The following is a 17,199-nucleotide window of genomic DNA, read 5'->3' on the forward strand; positions in this document are numbered from 1 at the left end:
ATGTACGTACGGGGCGCGGCAGACGGTGACCTGCGGGCGATCGCGGAGATCGCTCTGGCCAACGACGACGGCGACGGGGCCGATCCGCGTTACGTCGCCCACCTGCGCGCGCACGGGCGGTTCCTCGTCGCGGCGACGGACGAGACGGTCGGGGGATACTGCGCGGTCCGGCACCTCGGCGGGCTCACGCTGCTGTGCGACCTGTTCGTGGACCCGGCACGGCACGGCGGCGGCACCGGGCGGCGCCTGCTGGACGCCGCGTTCGACGCCGACGGGGAGCGGTCGACGTTCGCCTCGCGGGATCCACGGGCCATGTCGCTCTATGTCCGATACGGCATGGTGCCGCGCTGGCCACTGCTCTACCTGGAGGGCACGACGTCCTTCGACGGCCCCGCGGGCGGAGGCGTACGGGCCGAGGCCGTATCGGTCGCCGTGGCGGCCGCGGCCGAACGGGAGCTGAACGGGCGCGACCGGTCGGCCGACTACGCCTTCTGGGCGGCGACGCCGGGCTCCACCGGGCTGCTCGTCCGGGACGGGGACGCGGTCGCCGCCGCCGGGATCGCCGGGCCGGACCGCCTGTTCCATCTGGTCACGGCCGACGGCGCCGACCCGGTGGCCACGCTCCGCGCCGCGCTCGCCACCTTCACCGCCGCACGCGTCCGTCTCTGCCTGCCCGGCCCGCACCCCGCCCTGCCGCTCCTCCTGGACGCCCGCTGGCGGATCGAGGACGCCGACCAGCACATGTCCAGCCGACCGGACCTGCTCAGGTCCGCCGACGTACTGTCGTCCTCTCTCGCCTGACCGGAGGTGTCCATGAGCCTGCTGTATGAATTCTTCACCGCTGAGGACGACACGGCCGCGGCCGCAATGCTCACCGTTGCCTGCCCACCGCCGGTCTTCCGCACCGAGGGGCTGAGGTCGGCTGCGCTCGCCGACCTCGAGTCGCTTTTGACCGGCCGTACCGAGGCGGAGATCAACGCGGACCCCCGGCACGGCGCCGACGTCGCCGAACTGTTCGACGAGGACGTCGGAGTCGCCGAGTGCGGCGTGCTGAGCGTGACCGACACGCTCACCCGCGCCCTGGCCGCCGCGGACGTCGCCACTTTGTCTTCGGACGCAGGGTGGCAGATCGGCGCGGTACGGGGCCTGGCGCCCGTCGCGCGGCACGCGGTGCGGAACGGGCACCGGATGTACTGCCTCTGGACCGAATAGGCCTACTCGCCGAGCGGCGTGGTGTCGTCGCCGTTGAAGAAGCGGTCGAGCCAGTCGAGCGAGCGGGTGCGCAGCACCTCGTCGGCCAGCTTCTTGCCGGACGGCGTCTGGAGCGCCGCGAGCGAGCTGTCGATCCAGAGCTGGATGTTCTGGTTGCCCTGTTCCCGGTACTCGATGGCCTGGACCAGGCACTCCAGCTTGTCCGCGTCCCGCGCGCAGCGCGCCTCCAGGCTCGTCTTGTCCTCGTACTCCGCGACGCTGCCGCAGATCATGTCGGCCACCGCGGGCGGCAGGCCGCGTGTCTGCTCGGCCGTGACCTGCTCGTTCGGCGCGCGCTTGACGTACGCCTTGGCGAGATAGGGGATGTCGGTCAGCCGCGTCTCCTGGCTGTCGTGGAACAGGCTGAGCAGCGCGGCGCGTTCCGGATCGGCCCCCTCCAGCACGGCGACGATCGAGGCGAGCGCCGCGGCGCGGAACGAATGGTCCGCGATGCTCTCGGGATCGCTGACCCCCGCGACGAGCCAACCGGTGCGCTTGTAGCGCTTCAGCAGCCCGATCTCGTACACGAAGCCCGTCAACTGCGCCAGCTCGTCCTGCATGACTGCCCCCTTCGACCGAGCGGCCGGGCGGCGTTAACCCGGCCGTAGAGGACTCCTTCCCCGGCACCGGCGATAACCACCGGCCGGAGGTCAGTTGTGCAGAACAGTGGTGTCCAGGTGCGGGGCCGCGTTGATCTCGGCTTCGGTGAAGCGTTCGGTGACCCACTGGCCGCGGGAGAACAAGGTGGTCTGGTCGGTGTGGTGGGGAGAGGACGGGTTGGAGGATTCGGAGTAGGTGAGGATGACGCGGGTGTGCGGACCGCCGGGCGTCAGCTCGGTGGCCATCATGAAGCTGGAGCCCTCGTCCACATCCGGATAGCGACCGTTGCCGCCGAGCGGGCCGGAGAAGTCGACGCGGTCGAAGCAGCCTTCCTCGTCGGTGCAGCCGGGGATCGGCACCGAGGCGTAGTGCTGCGCGTCGGCCGGGGTGAGGGTCGGCGGGATGTGGTTGTTCTGGAAGAATTGCACGGTGTCGGCCAGTGCGTGGTGCACCGCTGGATTCTTGCGGTCGAGCCCGCGCGGGGTCGTGAGCGGGTGCGCGGGGTCGAACGGCAGCCGCCACCGGCCGTCCGCCGCCTCCTCGGCGTCCTTCGTCTTCGTCTCCTTCACGCTGCGCCGTTTGGACTTCGGCGGAGGCCCCGACGCGGGCGACGAAGAAACGACCGTCGAGCCGGCCGGTCCCTTGTTCTCCAACCGTCCGAGAAACTCGCGCCACAGGATGGCGCCACGACCGTCGAGGTCGGCGCGGCCGTCCCACGACGAGAGCGTGTCGCATGCCTGACGCACGTTGATCCGGCTGCCGTCGGTGGCGGTCATGACCGGCTCGGCGCGGCACATCGCCAGCAGGTCCGAGCGGGCGAGCTCCGAGCTGTAGTCGCGCTTGCCGATCGCCGCGGCCTGGAGCGTCCGCAGCGTGAAGCCGGGCGGGCCGAGGCCGTCGGTACCCGCCAGCCGCTGGGCGATCAGCTCCAGGCTGAGCCGGGCGCGCAGGCGGCGTCCGGTGCGCGTGTCCCCGTAGATGCGCGGGTAGCCGGTTAGGGGAGCCGAGGGGTTGGTCAGCCAGGCGCTGTCGTTGGAGTTGGCCACATAGTCGGTGCGAATCAGCGTCGGGTATCGGCCGGGCCCGAAGATGCCGGGCTCGACCGCGTCGAGGTCTCTGCCCCACCCGCAGGCGGACGTGGAGCCGTCCAGGACGTAGGTATCGGGGTAGCGCGCCTTGCCCTCCGCGGTGCTCACGCAGCGCCCGGCCTGGGCGTCGGTGACATTCGGTACCACCGAGGCGTCCGCGAAGTACGTCGTCCCGCCGACATCGGTGGCGAGCGTGTAGTAGGAAGGCACGCCCTGGTAGGTGTTCTGGGCCGTGCGCAGCTGGGTGAGGTTCTGCGCGGTGCCCATCGCCAGCCATTCGTTCATCGAGCGCAGGTTCGTGGCGTTGGCGTCGGCGAGGGCGAACGCGCTTTTGGCCGTCCAGCCGGTGGCGAGCACCGGGCCGTACCGCGACGTGTAGAGGGTGCGGGTGACGTCCACGGTGGACGTCCTGTCGCCGGGGTCCTGTACGGCGATCTTCACCTTCTGCCGGCCCATTGGCTCGGCCCTGCCGTCGACCAGGTAGCTGGTGGGCTTACCCGGTACGAGAGTGAGCTGGTAGAGGGTGAAGCGCCGTGCGTTGGAGGTCGTGTGGGTCCAGGCCACGCCCGAGGTGTGACCGATTTCGACGACCGGCGTGCCGTACATGCCGGCGCCCGACACGTCGAGCACCCGGGGGATGGTCAGCTGCACCTGATAGAGGCGGCGGATACCGTTCCACGGCAGGTGCGGGTCGGCGAGCAGCATTCCGTGGCCGTCGCGGGTCGCCTTCCGGCCCAGCGCCCACCCGTTGCTGCCGGGAGCGGTCGGCGACCCCGTCGAAGCGGCGGACGGTGCGGTCCGCCGGGCCCCGGACGCGCTGCCTCCGGCCGGGACGGCGGTGGCGATGGCGCCCTTGAACTGGCCGGTCGCGTCCATGCGGTCGATGTCGAGGATGTTGGTCCAGATGTCCATTGCGGTGATCGGCCGAACCCAGGCCTTGCCCCGGCAGGTCGGATCCGGCAGCCGCCCCACTCCTGTGTCATGCAGATAGCGGTTGTAGCCGGCGACATAGCCATCGACCAGCCGGCGTAGCTCCCCCGTCGGGCCGAGCGGTGCCGGGCGCGCGAGCGTCCGCCGCAGGACTCCTGATTCCCGTAGCCCCTTGTAGTAAATGTCGCTCGTGAGGTTGTCGGCCTGCCCGTCGTCGGGCTGGATCGGGTCGTCGGAGGCCGCTCGGGGGCCGAAATATCTGGATCGCTCACCTCGCAGGGTGACCACCCATGAGGCCATGACACACAGGTTGTCCTGGGCGAACGCGTATCCGTATCCGTACCCGAGACTCCCGTAGTCCTTCGCCGTGACATGCGGGATGCCGTACTCGGTCCGCCGGATCTGCGCGGAATATCGGCTGTTGCTGGGATTCGACGTCACGTGCGCTCGTACCACCGCCACGACGGCCACGGCGACGACCATGGCCGGCACGAGTATCAAGGCCAGGGTTCGCCTGCCGGAACGGCCCGACGACTCGGTGCTCATGCGATCTCTTTCCTACGGCCGGTGGGACTGTGCGAGCCGAGCGGGGGCCGGTCAGGACAGCCGGCGGCGGAGATGCCAGAAGCCGAAGCCGGCGAGGCCGAGCGCGAAGGCGGAGTAGATCGCGGTCTCGATCCACTGGAAGGTCCAGAACCGGCTGGAGGGCTGGTAGACGAGCTCCTGCCGGTAGCCGAGCCGGTTGATCTCGGCGAGGCACCCCGAGACCGCCTGCCCGGCCTGCATCTGCCGATGGGGTGCGCAGGGTCCCGAGGACGTGGACACGGGGATGCTCTCCCCACGGACGGTGCGGCCGGACGCGTCCACGAGACGGCTGGACAGAATCCAGGCTCCCGTGTCAGTCGGCACCTGCGACTTCATCGTCAGGTGGAGAGGGCCGCCACCCTGCTGGATGCCGAAGTCCTCCAGGGTCGTCGTGCTGAGCTCGATGGCCGCACGCTTCGGGGAGAGGTAATGGGGCCGGACCCCCAGCGGCATGACGACCTGTACGACGACGAAGACGAGCAGGGTGATGGCCATGGCGGGCAGGCTGCGGCGGACCAGCATCCCGACGGCCACGCCGAGGGCGACGGCGAAGGCCGCGTACCCGATGGGGACGATGCCACGGCTGGGGAAGAGCAGCGGCCCCAGCCGCGGGATGCTCGGCGCGTTGCCGGCGGCCGCCTTGTCGACCGGGACGGACCACCAGGTCACCGCCAGGCTGCCCAGCCCCGCGGCGGTCATCGCGGCCAGGCCGGTGAGACCGAGCTTGACCGCCAGCCAGCGGGTGCGGGTGATGCTCTGGTTCCACACCAGCCGATGCGTGCCGGACTCCAGCTCACGAGCGACCAGCGGCGCCCCCCAGAACAGCCCGCTGAGGGCGGGCAGGACCAGCACGACGGCGGTGACGGCCAGGAAGGGCATCAGGTTGTCGTGGTAGAACTGCTGGAAGAAGTTCGAGCAGCCGTCGCTCTGGGTGACACAGGCGGCGATGCCGGTGGAGTAGTCACCGGCCAGGCCCTGGCCGGTGACGGTCAGAATGCCGGCGAGCACGATGAGTGCGGCGGCCATCATCCCCGCCGCGGCGCGAAACTGGCGCCAGGTAAGCCAGATCATCGCTGAACCTCCAGGACGGGTCGGTGGCCGGTGCGGGCGGGCCGGGCCATGTAGGCCAGGACGATGTCCTCCAGGCCGGGCCGGCTGACGGTCCAGGCGGGATCGTGGATCGGAGCGTCCGTACGGATGATGAGCGTGGTCTGCCGATCGGTGTGGCTGTCCGAGACGACGTGCTGGTTCGCCGGAAGGGTGGCCGGGTCGCGGCGCGGGCCGGTGAGCCGGTGGTGGGTGGCCAGCAGTTCGTCGACCTCTCCGGTCACCTGTACGCGGGAGTCGACCAGCACGATCAGGTAGTCGCAGGTTCGCTCGAGGTCGGAGACCAGGTGAGAGGAGAGCACCACGCTGAGCTGGTGCTCGGCGGCGGCCTCCATCAGGCCCTGCAGGAACTCCCGGCGTGCGAGCGGGTCGAGCGCGGCGACCGGCTCGTCCAGAATCAGCAACTCGGGCCGCTTGGCGATGCCCAGGGTCAGGGCGAGCTGAGCGCGCTGACCGCCTGACAGCTTTCCGGCCTTGTGGGCGGGATCGAGACCGAGCCGTTCGATCCGTTCCCCTGCCAGAGCGGCGTCCCACCGGGGGTTGAGCCGGGCACCCAGTTTCAGATGATCGGCGACGGTCAACCCGGCGTAGGTGGGAGTGCCCTGGGCGACGAACCCGACCTTGGCCAGTTGCCCGGGACCGCCTCCAGGCCGGCCGCCGAGCACCTCGATGCCGCCGGCCGTGGGTGACAACTGGCCGGCGGCCAGGCTCAGCAGCGTGGTCTTGCCCGCTCCGTTGGGGCCGACCAGCCCTACGACGTGCCCGGCCGGGATGTCCAGGGTGCAGTCGGTCAACGCCCAGCGCCGCCCGTACTTCTTACCCAGACCCTGAGCCCGCAGGACGGCGGTCATGCTATTTCCTCCTGAGCGGCGTCCCGAAAGGTCGTCATGAACAACGCTTCGATGCTCTCCTCGTCCAGCCCGGCCCGGCGCGCCTTGGCCAGCCATCGCCGCAGCTCCATGCGCAGTGGCCCGTGTGCGGCCAGTGAAGCGTCGGTCAATGTCGCCGTCACGAACGTCCCCACCCCCGGGCGGGCCGCCGCCAGGCCCTCGTGCTCCAGCTCGCGGTATGCCTTGAGCACCGTGTTGGGGTTGATCGCCAGCTGCGCCACCACCTCCTTGACCGTGGGGAGCTGGTCGCCTTCGCGTAGCAGGCCCAGCCGCAGCGCCTGCCGCACCTGGCGGACCAGCTGCATGTAGGGCGAGACCCCGGTCTGGTCGTCCAGATGAAACTCGATCATCCAAGCCCCTCATTTATCTAGTGTCCTATTACTTTAAATCACTAATTTGCTCATGTGCCAGCCCCCGTCGGCGGTCCGCGCACGGGCGGTTCCAGGTCCTGCTCGACCTGGAGAGCAACGAGTTCTGCCTGGTGGAATGAGCCGCGAGGCCCGTACGGTGGCGGCATGGAGGTTCTCGCGAGCCGCGTGCTGCTGCGGCCGACCGACCTGGACCGCAGCCGCGCCTTCTACCGCGACACACTGAAACTGCCGATCTTCCGTGAGTTCGCGACGCCGGACGGCATGGGCACCGTCTTCTTCATCGGCGGCGGATACCTGGAGGTTTCCGGGCACGCCGCCGCGCCGCCCGCCGAGGGCATCGAGCTGTGGCTCCAGGTCCGCGACCTCGCGGCCACCCGGCGCGAGCTGGAGGGCGTGCGGGTGCTGCGCGAGCCGCAACGCGAGCCGTGGGGCCTGATCGAGATGTGGATCGCCGACCCCGACGGCGTACGGATCTGCGTCGTCGAGGTGCCCGACGACCACCCGATGCGCCGCCGTGACTGAGCGCGTACGAGTGCCCATGACAGACCCGGCGCGGATGGCGCAGGCGTTCGACGAACTGGCCGAGAGCTACGACGACGATCACCATGACGAGATCGCTCGTGCCCTCCTCGCGCTGGTCGGCACGCCTGCGGACGAAGACGAGATCGCCGATGTCGCCTGCGGGAGCGGCGCGGCGGCCCTGGCGATCGCCCGGACACGCTCCCCCGGGGCCACGCCGGTTCTGGCCGTGGACCTCTCGGCGGGAATGGTCGCGGCCGGCCGGGCCCGCGCCGTACGGCTCGGCTGCGAACACGCGATCGACTGGCGGATCGGCCCGGCGGTCCCGCTGCCCGTGGCCGACGCCGCTCTCGACCTGGTCGTGTGCGCCTCGTCGCTCCACTTCCTGGGCCGGCCGGCCCTGTCCGACTGGCGACGTGCGCTCCGGCCCGGCGGGCGTGCGGGCTTCACCTTGCCGGTGGCGTCTCAGTTCCGTCCTTCCGGACCGTTCGCCGCCCTCGTCGCCGCCGACCTACCGCTGCCGCGTACGGCGGAAGAAGCGCTCGCGCTCGCGACGGCCGCCGGCTTCGTCGACGTCGACACGCGTGTCATCGCGGTCGGATCCCGGTCCGTCGTCCTCACCGTGGCGACGAATCCAGCGCCGTTGGGTCAGCCGTCGTGCGGAACGCCCGGCGGTAGGCGCCCGGCGTCGTCCCCAGGGTGTTGAGGAAGCGCCTGCGCAGGTTGGTGGCCGACGACAGGCCGACGCGGCGGGCGATGGCGTCCACGGGGAGGTCGGAGGACTCCAGCAGGTCCTGGGCCGTGGCGATGCGCTGGGCGAGCAGCCACTGCCCGGGGCTGGTGCCGAGCTGCTCGGCGAATCGCCGGGCGAGCGTCCGCGTGGAGACGCCCGCGTGCGCGGCCATGCTCTCGATGGTCACCGGTTCGCCGAGTCTCCCGGTGACCCACTCCAGCAACGGCGCGAGCGTGCCGTCGATCTGCACGGGGTGCGGCGGCGCCGAGTACTGCAACTGCCCGCCCTCGCGGTGGGGCGGCATGACCATGGTGCGGGCGATGTGCGCGGCGTACCGGGCGCCCTGGTCGGCGCGGACCAGGTGCATGCACAGATCGATGCCGGCCCCGGCGCCGGCGCTGGTGGCCAGGTCGCCGTGGTCCACGTAGAGCACGTCCGGCTCGACCTGGACGGCCGGGAAACGCGCGGCGAACTCGTCCACCAGCGCCCAGTGCGTGGTCGCCCGCCGGCCGTCCAGCAGGCCGGCGTACGCCAGCGCGAAGGCGCCGGAGCAGATGCTGACGATCCGCGCTCCGCGGTCGTGCGCGCGGTGCAGCGCCCGGACGACCGCGGGTGAGGGCGGCTCCTCGGTGGGCAGCCAGCCTGGGACGACCACGGTGTCCGCCCGGTCGAGCGCGTCCAGCCCGCCGGTCACGAGCATGTCGTAGCCGGCGCGCGTCGGCACCGGGCCGGGACGCTCCGCGCACACGCCGAAGGCGTACCGCGTCGGGAGTTCCGGCCGCTCGATCCCGAACACCTGGGCCGCGCAGGCGAGCTCGAAGGTCGACTGCGGTGGGCGGACGAGCGCCACTACGCGATGCATGGCAGAAAAGTACCGGATAATGTCTTTTCTGACACTCGGCGGGGGCGGCGCTCGGCCGACAGGCTTGCCCCATGACGACAGGATCTGACTACGTGTGGTCCGCCGCCCAGGACGCTCCGGTTCGCGAGCTCTTCCCCGGCATCCGGGCGCGGATGCTGTGGAGCGGAGAGAACGGTGCGAAGGCCGCCGTGCTGGAGATGGACGCGAACACCTGCTGGGAGGGGATCGACGTCCACGAACCGGGCCCGGAGGAGGTGTTCGTGGTCTCCGGCGTCTTCAACGACGGCGACCGGGACTATCCGGCCGGCTCGTTCATCCACGCCGCCGCGGGCACCTCGCACGTCCCGCAGACGACGACGGGCTGCACGCTGTTCCTCTTCTATCCGGAAGGTTAGGGCCGCGTCAGTTCGGCAGCGCCAGGCCGCCCGCCGTCGGCTCGGCCGGGGCGGTGGCCGGGGCCTCGTGGGCGACCGCGATCAGCACGTCCGACAGGGCCCGTACGACCGGAACCGGCAGAAGGCCGTACGTGATGAGGTCCTCAACGGAGGCGAAGCCGCCCGTCACGCGGCGGCGGGCGACGATCTGCTGCGCCTGCGGCACGGTGACCCCGGGCAGCGCGGCCAGGACGTGCTCGGGCACGCCGTTGATGTCGACCAGGCCGCCGTCGTTGAACACCCGTGACAGGTCCGGCCGTCCGATCCGCAGCTCGCGGGCGATCGGCGGGTAGTGGTCGAGCAGCGTGAGCGCCTGCTCGCGGCGGATCCGCAGCTCCAGCGACCGCAGCGTGTCGAGGTCGGGCGGGGCGTTCCGGAGGCGTGCGGACGTGCCGGTCACCAGTACGGCGACGTGCACCGCGCCGCCGACCATCGCGAGCAGGAGCGCCAGCATCGCGACGTTGTCCCACGGCGACTCGCCGCTGTCGCTCATCGTGAAGACGAACACCCCCACGAGCAGGAAGTATCCGGCCGAGGCCAGCCCCAGCGCCCAGCTGCGGCGCCGCGCCGCGAAGAAGGCCAGCGCCGCCCAGCTCAGGGAGCCGAAGCTGAGCAGCGGTACGGCGATCGCCAGCGCACGGAGCACCGGCGGAGGACGCCACACGGACGGCACGACGGCCATCGCGGCCGGAGCGGCCGGGACGAACGGCGGCGGTGGTGCGTGCACGATCGGAGTGGCGGGGGCCGGCGCCGGCGGTGGTTCGCTGTACGGCGCGAGTGTGCGGTCGGAGCGCAGGATCGCCAGGTGCAACTGCCGCAGCCGCTCGCCCGGCTCGACCCCGAACTCCTCGGCGAGGAACTCCCGCGCGTTCTGGTACGCGGCCAGCGCCTCCGCCTGCCGGCCGCACCGGTAGAGCGCGAGGATCTGCAGGTATCGCAGCTCCTCGCGTACGGGGAACTCCGCCACGAGCCGGCTCAGCTCGGGCACCAGGCGCACGTGCTCGCCCAGGTCCAGCTCGATCCGTGCGCGTTCCTCGACCGCCGCCGCCCGGTCCTCGGCGAGCCGTTCGCGCGCCGCGTCGAAGTAGGGGCCGCGCAGCCCGGCCAGCGGCTCACCGTGCCACAGGGCGAGCGCGGCTCGCAGGTGCCCGGCGGCGTCGGCGGTGCGGCCCGCCGTCCGGGCGCGCGTGACGTGGTCGGTGAACACCTCGGCGTCGAGGCGGCCCGGCGGCACGACGAGCGTGTACCCGGCCTCGGTCAGCGTCAGCAGTTGCCCGGGAGAGCGGGGCGACCGGCCGGGTTCGAGGATGCGCCGCAGCCCCGCGACGTACTTCTGGACGACGTTGACACCGTTCTCAGGTGGTTCGTCCCCCCAGACGGCGTCGACGATCCGCGCCGTCGGCGTGGGCCGGTTCGCGTTGAGCAGGAGTACGGCGAGGACGGCGCGCTGTTTGCCCGGCCCGAGATCCAACTCGGTGTCCTCACGCCACGCGCGCAGCGGGCCGAGGATCTCGAAGCGGACCGATGGGGTCTGTCCCGGCACGGTCACGAGGCCTCCTTCGCCGTGACCACGGTGCTGCGCCTGTCGTCTCCCCCGCCTCGCCCGGTCACAGTGTTCCTTTCCGCGCGGGCCGGAGTAACCCCCTGAGCTGGCCCGATACCGCACGGCAGTCAGAGCGCCCGAGGGGCGGCAGTGAGAGCGCAGTGCGCTACAGCATAACGACAGAGATTCGGCACAGCGACGGCGAAAGCTGGCCGCAGCAGGTCCTCACCACTCAGGAAGGAACACGCAATGTCATTCCAAGCCCCCGCCACCGAGCCGGGCTGGTACGGCGCCGGCCCCGACGGCGGGGCTGGCCGCGACCACCGTCGCTCCACCAACGGCCTGGCCATCGCCTCGCTCATCCTCGGCATCATCGGTTTCCTCGTGATCACCATTCCGGTGAACCTGATCGTCGGCCTCGTCGCGCTCGCGCGTACGCGCCGCCGGGGCGACAAGGGCACCGGGCTGGCCGTTTTCGGCCTCATCCTGTCGCTGCTGTGGGCCACGGGTATCGGCGTCGGCGCGTACGCGCTGAGCAAATGGCACGAGCCGAAGCGCGACGCGAACGGACAGATCAACTCCAAGCAGAAGGCCGCCCCGGACACGCTGCGAGTCGGTGACTGCGTGAAGCCGGAGACCGGCGAGGTCACCGCCGTCCAGGCCCAGCCGTGCAGCACACCGGGCAGCAACAAGGTCTTCTCGATCTACTCACTGCCTCAGGGCGCGTGGCCCGGCGAGGCGAGCTCCAGCGCCGCCGCCGAGCGCGGCTGCACCAAGCGGTACGAGGCTTCGCACCGGACCGCGAAGAAGCAGATGTCGCTGTACTACTTCGCACCCACCAAGACGGAATGGTCGCTGGGCGACCGTAAGGTCATCTGCCTCGTCGGCCCCGTCGCGTAGAACAGACGCCCTTCCGGCCGGGCCCCTCCCCGGCCGGAGTACGTTCACCGGGCGCGAGGTCGCCAGGCCCGCGGCGACCGTGGCGGCGCGGAGCCGGCGCCGGCCGTGACCGGCCGGTTCACTGGAACAGGACGCTGATGCTCTCGCGGCGGTGGATGCGGCCGATGGCCTCGGCGAACAGCGGGGCGACCGACACCGTCTCCACCTTGGCCGACAGTTTGACGGGCTGGTTCTCCACGGTGTCGGTGACGTAGAGGCGCGAGATGGGGCTGTCGTCCAGGCGTTCCATCGACTTGCCGGTGAACACCCCATGCGTGACCGCCGCGCGTACACTCCGGGCGCCGCGGTCGATCAGGCACTCGGCGACCTCCGCGAGCGTGCCGGCGGTGATGGTGAAGTCGTCCACGATGACCGCGTCGCGGCCCTGTACGTCGCCGATGAGGTCGATGACGCGGGCCGCCTCGCTGTGGTCGACGCGCTCTTTGTCGGCGATGGCGAGCGGTGCGCCGAGCCGCTTGGCGTACTTGCGCGCCTGCTTGGCGAAGCCCACGTCCGGGGAGACGACGACGAGGCCCTCGCCCGTGCCGATGGCCTCGGCGAGCAGGGGCAGGGCGTACAGGTCGTCGACGGGCAGGGTGAAGAAGCCCTGGATCTGCGGCGCGTGCAGGTCCATCGTGACCACCCGCGCCGCGCCCGCCGCCTCGATCGCCTGGGCGCACACCCGGGCGCGGATCGAGACGCGCGGCTCGTCCTTCTTGTCGGCCTTCCCGTACGAGAAGTACGGCATGAGCACGGTGACCGACGCGGCGCTCGCGCGCTTGAACGCGTCGATCCAGAACAGCAGCTCCATGAAGTTGTCGTTGGCCGGGAACACCGTCGACTGCACGATGTAGACGTGCCGGCCGCGGACGTTCTGGTTGGCCTTGACGAACAGGTTGCCGTCGGAGAACCGGATGACCTCGCCGTCGCCGGGCTCGACCCCCAGGTGCCGGCAGATCGCCGCGGTGAGGCGGCGACTGCCCGATCCGCCGAAGACCAGAAGCTCTTCCATGATCACTCCAGCCGAGTACGACGCGCGAGGCCCGGTGCAAGCATCGTGCCTGTGACCCTCAGCTGACAACGTCCTTGTTACGGAATCGGCGTACGGCCAGCGCGAGAAATATCACCGCGTACGACGCCGACAACACCATGCCCTTGACCATGCCGGTCCACACGAGGTCCGGCTGCAACGCGTCGGTCCAGGCGAACTGCCAGTGCGTGGGCAGGAACTCCCGCCAGTGCCCGAGCGCGGTGACCGCGTCGATGATGTTGCTCACGATCACCAGCCCCACCGCGCCGCCGACCGCGCCGAGCGGAGAGTCGGTGGTGACCGACAGCAGGAACGCCAGCGCCGCCACGACCAGCTCGGAGACGAGGATGTACCCGACGATGATGAGCATCCGGGTGAGCGCGGTGCCGTTCGGCAGGGCCGTGTCGGTCGCGGGCAGCCGCAGGCGCGCCCAGCCGAAGACGTAGATGCCGGTGATCATGGCCATGACCGGCAGGCTGAGCACCGCGAGCGCCGACAGGGACAGGGCGACGATGAGCTTCTGCCGCAGCAGGCGTACGCGGGGCACGGGGGCGGCGAGCAGGTAGCGCAGGGACGCCCAGCCGGCCTCGCTGGCCACCGTGTCGCCGCAGAACAGCGCCACCGCGACGACGAGCAGGAAGCCCACCGACGCGAACAAGGTGAACGCGGTGAAGTTCAGCGCGCCGGTCGTGGCGACGGTGACGAGGCCGGGCGTGTTCGGGTTGTCGCCGGACGGCGAGCCACCGATCTTGAATGCGGCGGCCAGCACCCACGGCAGCAGGAGCAGCACCGCGAACGCGATCCACGTGCGCCGCCGGCGCAGCTGCCGTGCGGCCTCCACGCGCAGCGGCAGCGTACGGCGCGGGCGGTAGGTCGGATCGGCGCCCCGCCGCCCCGTCTCGTCACGCAGCGCCGTGTCACTCATGAATCCTCCCCGATCAGGGCCAGGAACGCGTCCTCGAGACGGCGGTGCGGCGCGACGCGCTCGACCGCGACACCGCCACCGACGAGCGCGGCGACGACGGCGGACGGCTGCGAGCCGTTGATCCGTACGAGCACGCCCGGTTCGTACGGCTCGGCGTTCTCGATGCCCTCCAGCGAGGTCAGCACGCTCAGGGCGCGGTCGACGTCCGGCGTGCCGATCACGACCGAACCGTCGTTCCCGGTGATCTCGGCGACCGGACCGGCCGCGACGAGCCGGCCCTTGTGCATGACGACGACGTCGGTGCAGGTCTGTTCGACCTCGGCCAGCAGGTGGCTGGAGATGATGACCGTACGGCCCTCGGCGGCGTACCGGACCAGCACCTCGCGCATCTCCGCGATCTGCGGCGGGTCCAGCCCGTTGGTCGGCTCGTCGAGGACGAGCAGGTCCGGCAGGCCCAGCATCGCCTGCGCGATGGCCAGCCGCTGCCGCATCCCCTGCGAGTAGGTGCGCACCGGACGGCGTACGGCGTCGCCCAGGCCGGCGATCTCCAGGGCGCGTTCCATGTGGGACTCGCCGCGCCCGGCGGCCTTCCAGTACAGCTCGAGGTTGTCGCGTCCGGACAGGTGCGGCAGGAAGCCGGGACCCTCGACGAACGAGCCCAGCCGGGACAGCACGGGCGCGCCCGGCCGTACCGGCTCGCCGAAGATGCGGATCTCGCCGCCGTCGGGGTGGATCAGGCCCATGAGCATGCGCAGGGTCGTGGTCTTGCCGGCGCCGTTCGGGCCGAGCAGCCCGCAGACCTGGCCGCGTTCGACGCGGAAGGACAGATCGTCCACGGCGAGATAACCGTTCTTGTACCGCTTGGTCAGGCCGCTGATCTCCAGCGGCGTTCCGGCGTCCGCCTCGCCGTCCGCACGCGGGCGCCGGCGTCGCGACGTCGCCGCGATGACGACCCCGGCCACCACGGCGATGACCGGGAAGCCCCAGACCCACCACGGCAGCGGCGTGGGCGGCGTGCGCAGCGCCGGATCGACCGGCACGCTCAGCGGCGACTCGACCGAGACCTGGTAGGCGGCCGGGCGGGCCGGGGAGACGAAGCCCATGTCGGTGGTGCTGAACACCAGCCGGATCCGGTGACCCGCCGCGAACCGGTAGTCCATCGCCGGCAGCGTCACCTGCGCGGTGCCGTCGAGATGCAGCGGCGCGGCGATGCGGCGCGCCGGTGACGCCTGGCCGTCGGGGCCGACGTCGTACACCTTGGCGAACAGCGTCGGCGGATCCGACGAGGGCTTCACCGCCTTCACCCGCAGGCGCACCTGGGCGGCGCCGGTCAGTTGCAGGGGCGCGTCGAGCGGCTCGGAGTCGAACGTCGCGGACTGGCCCGGCAGGTCGACGCCCACCCCGCCCGTGGCCGGGGTGCTGGGTACGGCGCCGAGCAGGCCGAGGCCGGGCATCGAGGAGATCGAGGAAGGCGAGCCGCCGGCCGGGTTCTGGACCGTGAGCCGGTCGCCGCCGAGCGAGACGGACCGCCGCGTCGCCCCCGACAGCCCGGGGTAGCGGGGCGCCGAGGCCGCGCTGATCGTCACGCGCTGGGTGGAGGAGTCGATGCCGCCCGTACGGGTGACGATGAACCCGCCGTCGTCCGGCAGCGGGCCGCCCTTGAGGTAGTGGTCGAACCAGCCTGTGACCAGGCCGTTGATCCGCGAGGTCTCCGGCTCGCCGCCGTCGTGCCCGCCCTGGTACCAGACGGTCCGCACCGGCGCGCCGGTGATGGCGCGCGCGTTGCGGTCGGACTGGTCGAGGGGGAACAGCGAGTCGGTCTGCCCCTGCACGAGCAGGGTCGGCACGTGGATGCGGCCGGCCACCGAGGCGGGACTGTCGCGGCGGAGCGTCGCGATCGCCTCCGGCGTGGGCCGCCCGGTCTCGGCCACCTTCTGGTACATCGAGCACAGCGACGGCAGGAACCGTCCACAGGCTGTGGACGACGCGCCGCTCGTGAAGAAGATGCCGGCCCAGGCCTTCTTGAACACCCCGTTCGCCGGCCCCTTGCCGGTCGCGTCGGGGAACAGCGCGTCGGCCAGGTCGTACCAGGTGATCTGGGGCGCGATCGCGTCGATCCGCGAGTCGTACGCGGCCGCCAGCAGCGAGATCGCGCCGCCGTAGGACTGACCGGCGACACCGACCCGCGGATCGCCGGGCTTGTCGAGACGCACCTCGGGACGGCGCGCCAGCCAGTCGACGAGCTGCCGGACGTCCTTCACGTCGTAGTCCGGCGAGTCGAGCGTGATCTGGCCGCCGGACCCCCCGAAGCCGCGCGCCGACCAGGTGAGCACGGCGTACCCGTGTCGCGCGAGGTCCTCGGCCTGGGACCGCGTGTCGTCCTTGCTCCCCCCGAACCCGTGCGCGAGGAGCACCGCCGGAGCGCGCCCGCCGCGTACGGGCGGGAAGAAAGTCGTGTCGAGGGTGATGTGCTGGTCGTCTTTCGGGCCGTCGACGACCGTGATGCGCTGGTCCGTCGACTTCACCCGCGGCTCGTCGCCAACGGCCGCCCAGGTGAGAGCCCCGGCGAGCACGACCGCCACACCGGCGACCGCCGCCGCCCTTCCCCGTCTCATGGCAAGACCTTATTCGTCCCCGTTCGGCCGCGAAGCCGCCTCCGGCCGCCCGGCTCTCGTACGGCTCCTGGAACGCACGCGCCTGTGGTGCGATGATCCCAATGATGATCGCCACGTAACACGGCTCCGGCCGGATTCCCCTGTGACACGCGGCTCTTTCGGCTGAGCGGGTCAACCCGGACCGGACCGCAATCGTCCTCTTTGAGGACGGCAGAACGGAGGCCACGATGCGAGCCGCGCGGCGCCCCCACGCACGGCCTGGACTGATCGCGGTAGTGATCGCGCTCTGGGTGGTGATCGCGGCGATCGCCCTGACCGGGACGCTGATCGCCGCCTTCTCCCAGGAACACCCCGTGCGCTTCTCGGCGCCGCTGAAGATCTATCCGGTGACCCAGGAGATCCCCGGCGCGCAGTGCCCGCCGGGCGTACAGGGCGCGATCGGGCAGGGCACCACCGGCCCGATCTGCTACCAGCTCGCCGTCGGCATCACCATCAAGCGCGTCAACGACCTGCACGTGGAGCGGATGAAGGTCGGTGGGTACGCCGTTTCGCTCAGCCTCATCCCGGCCGACAGCCGCGCCCTGACCCGGCTGACCCGCGGCAACACGGGCCGCCCGTTCGCGCTGACCGTACGGGACCAGGTCGTGGCCGCGCCCCGGGTGGACGCGCCGATCACCAAGGGCCGCATCCTCATCAGCGGCAACCTCACCCGCGGCGACGCCAGCACCATCGTCAACCGCCTGAAGGGCCGCGCCGCCCAGTCGACCTGAGCCGGGG

The 17,199-nt window shown here is 71.3% G+C and carries 17 protein-coding genes; 7 read left to right on the plus strand and 10 right to left on the minus strand.

Translation table 11 applies throughout. The features are described from left to right. On the plus strand, positions 1 to 801 hold the full coding sequence (locus OG417_RS04695; RefSeq protein WP_329250255.1) for a GNAT family N-acetyltransferase: 801 nt from the start codon (positions 1 to 3) through the stop codon (positions 799 to 801). Positions 802 to 813: 12 nt separating this feature from the next. Beyond that, positions 814 to 1,212: a hypothetical protein gene (locus tag OG417_RS04700; RefSeq protein ID WP_329250258.1), complete on the plus strand. Its 399-nt coding sequence runs from the start codon at positions 814 to 816 to the stop codon at positions 1,210 to 1,212. Between the two features lie 2 nt (positions 1,213 to 1,214). Here the strand turns inward: OG417_RS04700 and OG417_RS04705 are convergent, their stop codons facing one another. From OG417_RS04705 to OG417_RS04725, 5 genes are all read right to left on the minus strand, one after another. Further along, positions 1,215 to 1,811, minus strand: a complete 597-nt coding sequence (locus OG417_RS04705) for an HD domain-containing protein (protein ID WP_329250261.1) — start codon at positions 1,809 to 1,811, stop codon at positions 1,215 to 1,217. A gap of 90 nt (positions 1,812 to 1,901) precedes the next feature. Then, a complete protein-coding gene (locus OG417_RS04710; protein WP_329250264.1) occupies positions 1,902 to 4,415 on the minus strand; it encodes a penicillin acylase family protein in 2,514 nt (837 codons plus the stop codon). Between the two features lie 51 nt (positions 4,416 to 4,466). Then, positions 4,467 to 5,525, minus strand: a complete 1,059-nt coding sequence (locus OG417_RS04715) for an ABC transporter permease (RefSeq protein WP_329250266.1) — start codon at positions 5,523 to 5,525, stop codon at positions 4,467 to 4,469. After that, complete coding sequence (locus OG417_RS04720) at positions 5,522 to 6,412, minus strand: ABC transporter ATP-binding protein (protein WP_329250269.1); 891 nt, start codon at positions 6,410 to 6,412, stop codon at positions 5,522 to 5,524. Before OG417_RS04720 ends, OG417_RS04715 begins: the two co-directional genes overlap by 4 nt. After that, positions 6,409 to 6,801 carry a GntR family transcriptional regulator gene (locus OG417_RS04725; RefSeq protein ID WP_329250272.1) on the minus strand — a complete coding sequence of 131 codons (393 nt, stop codon included), beginning with the start codon at positions 6,799 to 6,801 and terminating at the stop codon, positions 6,409 to 6,411. The genes OG417_RS04720 and OG417_RS04725 overlap by 4 nt, the downstream gene beginning before the upstream one ends. A 165-nt stretch (positions 6,802 to 6,966) precedes the next feature. Between OG417_RS04725 and OG417_RS04730 the strand changes: the two genes are divergently transcribed. Beyond that, entirely contained in the window at positions 6,967 to 7,344 is a 378-nt protein-coding gene (locus OG417_RS04730) for a VOC family protein (protein ID WP_329250274.1), read from the plus strand. A gap of 16 nt (positions 7,345 to 7,360) precedes the next feature. Beyond that, complete coding sequence (locus OG417_RS04735; RefSeq protein ID WP_329250277.1) at positions 7,361 to 8,047, plus strand: class I SAM-dependent methyltransferase; 687 nt, start codon at positions 7,361 to 7,363, stop codon at positions 8,045 to 8,047. On the opposite strand, the gene OG417_RS04740 is transcribed toward OG417_RS04735, so the two are convergent. Beyond that, positions 7,959 to 8,936: a helix-turn-helix domain-containing protein gene (locus tag OG417_RS04740; protein ID WP_329250280.1), complete on the minus strand. Its 978-nt coding sequence runs from the start codon at positions 8,934 to 8,936 to the stop codon at positions 7,959 to 7,961. The genes OG417_RS04735 and OG417_RS04740 overlap by 89 nt on opposite strands. Before the next feature lie 71 nt (positions 8,937 to 9,007). Between OG417_RS04740 and OG417_RS04745 the strand changes: the two genes are divergently transcribed. Then, positions 9,008 to 9,331, plus strand: a complete 324-nt coding sequence (locus OG417_RS04745) for a cupin domain-containing protein (RefSeq protein ID WP_329250283.1) — start codon at positions 9,008 to 9,010, stop codon at positions 9,329 to 9,331. 7 nt (positions 9,332 to 9,338) lie between these two features. On the opposite strand, the gene OG417_RS04750 is transcribed toward OG417_RS04745, so the two are convergent. Beyond that, entirely contained in the window at positions 9,339 to 10,919 is a 1,581-nt protein-coding gene (locus OG417_RS04750) for a BTAD domain-containing putative transcriptional regulator (RefSeq protein ID WP_329250286.1), read from the minus strand. Positions 10,920 to 11,162: 243 nt separating this feature from the next. Between OG417_RS04750 and OG417_RS04755 the strand changes: the two genes are divergently transcribed. Further along, positions 11,163 to 11,813: a DUF4190 domain-containing protein gene (locus OG417_RS04755; RefSeq protein WP_329250288.1), complete on the plus strand. Its 651-nt coding sequence runs from the start codon at positions 11,163 to 11,165 to the stop codon at positions 11,811 to 11,813. 118 nt (positions 11,814 to 11,931) lie between these two features. On the opposite strand, the gene OG417_RS04760 is transcribed toward OG417_RS04755, so the two are convergent. The 3 genes from OG417_RS04760 to OG417_RS04770 are packed head-to-tail and all read right to left on the minus strand — an operon-like array spanning position 11,932 to position 16,422. After that, on the minus strand, positions 11,932 to 12,864 hold the full coding sequence (locus tag OG417_RS04760; RefSeq protein WP_329250291.1) for a ribose-phosphate diphosphokinase: 933 nt from the start codon (positions 12,862 to 12,864) through the stop codon (positions 11,932 to 11,934). 58 nt (positions 12,865 to 12,922) lie between these two features. Next, positions 12,923 to 13,807, minus strand: coding sequence for an ABC transporter permease (locus OG417_RS04765; RefSeq protein ID WP_329250294.1), 885 nt, complete (start codon positions 13,805 to 13,807; stop codon positions 12,923 to 12,925). Then, on the minus strand, positions 13,804 to 16,422 hold the full coding sequence (locus OG417_RS04770; RefSeq protein ID WP_329250297.1) for an alpha/beta fold hydrolase: 2,619 nt from the start codon (positions 16,420 to 16,422) through the stop codon (positions 13,804 to 13,806). Before OG417_RS04770 ends, OG417_RS04765 begins: the two co-directional genes overlap by 4 nt. A gap of 227 nt (positions 16,423 to 16,649) precedes the next feature. Here OG417_RS04770 and OG417_RS04775 point away from each other — a divergent pair, with 227 nt between their 5' ends. Continuing rightward, positions 16,650 to 17,192, plus strand: coding sequence for a SecDF P1 head subdomain-containing protein (locus OG417_RS04775; protein ID WP_329250300.1), 543 nt, complete (start codon positions 16,650 to 16,652; stop codon positions 17,190 to 17,192). Positions 17,193 to 17,199 lie beyond the last annotated feature (7 nt).

The sequence above is a fragment of the Actinoallomurus sp. NBC_01490 genome (genome assembly GCF_036227085.1).
Lineage (GTDB): Bacteria > Actinomycetota > Actinomycetes > Streptosporangiales > Streptosporangiaceae > Actinoallomurus > Actinoallomurus oryzae.

What these genes read in the sequence shown, in the direction of transcription:
- OG417_RS04765 (WP_329250294.1), bottom strand. Translation starts at nt 13,807, where the DNA reads ATGAGTGACACGGCGCTGCGTGACGAGACGGGGCGGCGGGGCGCCGAT.
- OG417_RS04695 (WP_329250255.1), top strand. Translation starts at nt 1, where the DNA reads ATGTACGTACGGGGCGCGGCAGACGGTGACCTGCGGGCGATCGCGGAG.
- OG417_RS04730 (WP_329250274.1), top strand. Translation starts at nt 6,967, where the DNA reads ATGGAGGTTCTCGCGAGCCGCGTGCTGCTGCGGCCGACCGACCTGGAC.
- OG417_RS04775 (WP_329250300.1), top strand. Translation starts at nt 16,650, where the DNA reads ATGCGAGCCGCGCGGCGCCCCCACGCACGGCCTGGACTGATCGCGGTA.
- OG417_RS04745 (WP_329250283.1), top strand. Translation starts at nt 9,008, where the DNA reads ATGACGACAGGATCTGACTACGTGTGGTCCGCCGCCCAGGACGCTCCG.
- OG417_RS04700 (WP_329250258.1), top strand. Translation starts at nt 814, where the DNA reads ATGAGCCTGCTGTATGAATTCTTCACCGCTGAGGACGACACGGCCGCG.
- OG417_RS04755 (WP_329250288.1), top strand. Translation starts at nt 11,163, where the DNA reads ATGTCATTCCAAGCCCCCGCCACCGAGCCGGGCTGGTACGGCGCCGGC.
- OG417_RS04725 (WP_329250272.1), bottom strand. Translation starts at nt 6,801, where the DNA reads ATGATCGAGTTTCATCTGGACGACCAGACCGGGGTCTCGCCCTACATG.
- OG417_RS04715 (WP_329250266.1), bottom strand. Translation starts at nt 5,525, where the DNA reads ATGATCTGGCTTACCTGGCGCCAGTTTCGCGCCGCGGCGGGGATGATG.
- OG417_RS04705 (WP_329250261.1), bottom strand. Translation starts at nt 1,811, where the DNA reads ATGCAGGACGAGCTGGCGCAGTTGACGGGCTTCGTGTACGAGATCGGG.
- OG417_RS04760 (WP_329250291.1), bottom strand. Translation starts at nt 12,864, where the DNA reads ATGGAAGAGCTTCTGGTCTTCGGCGGATCGGGCAGTCGCCGCCTCACC.
- OG417_RS04720 (WP_329250269.1), bottom strand. Translation starts at nt 6,412, where the DNA reads ATGACCGCCGTCCTGCGGGCTCAGGGTCTGGGTAAGAAGTACGGGCGG.
- OG417_RS04735 (WP_329250277.1), top strand. Translation starts at nt 7,361, where the DNA reads ATGACAGACCCGGCGCGGATGGCGCAGGCGTTCGACGAACTGGCCGAG.
- OG417_RS04740 (WP_329250280.1), bottom strand. Translation starts at nt 8,936, where the DNA reads ATGCATCGCGTAGTGGCGCTCGTCCGCCCACCGCAGTCGACCTTCGAG.
- OG417_RS04710 (WP_329250264.1), bottom strand. Translation starts at nt 4,415, where the DNA reads ATGAGCACCGAGTCGTCGGGCCGTTCCGGCAGGCGAACCCTGGCCTTG.
- OG417_RS04770 (WP_329250297.1), bottom strand. Translation starts at nt 16,422, where the DNA reads ATGAGACGGGGAAGGGCGGCGGCGGTCGCCGGTGTGGCGGTCGTGCTC.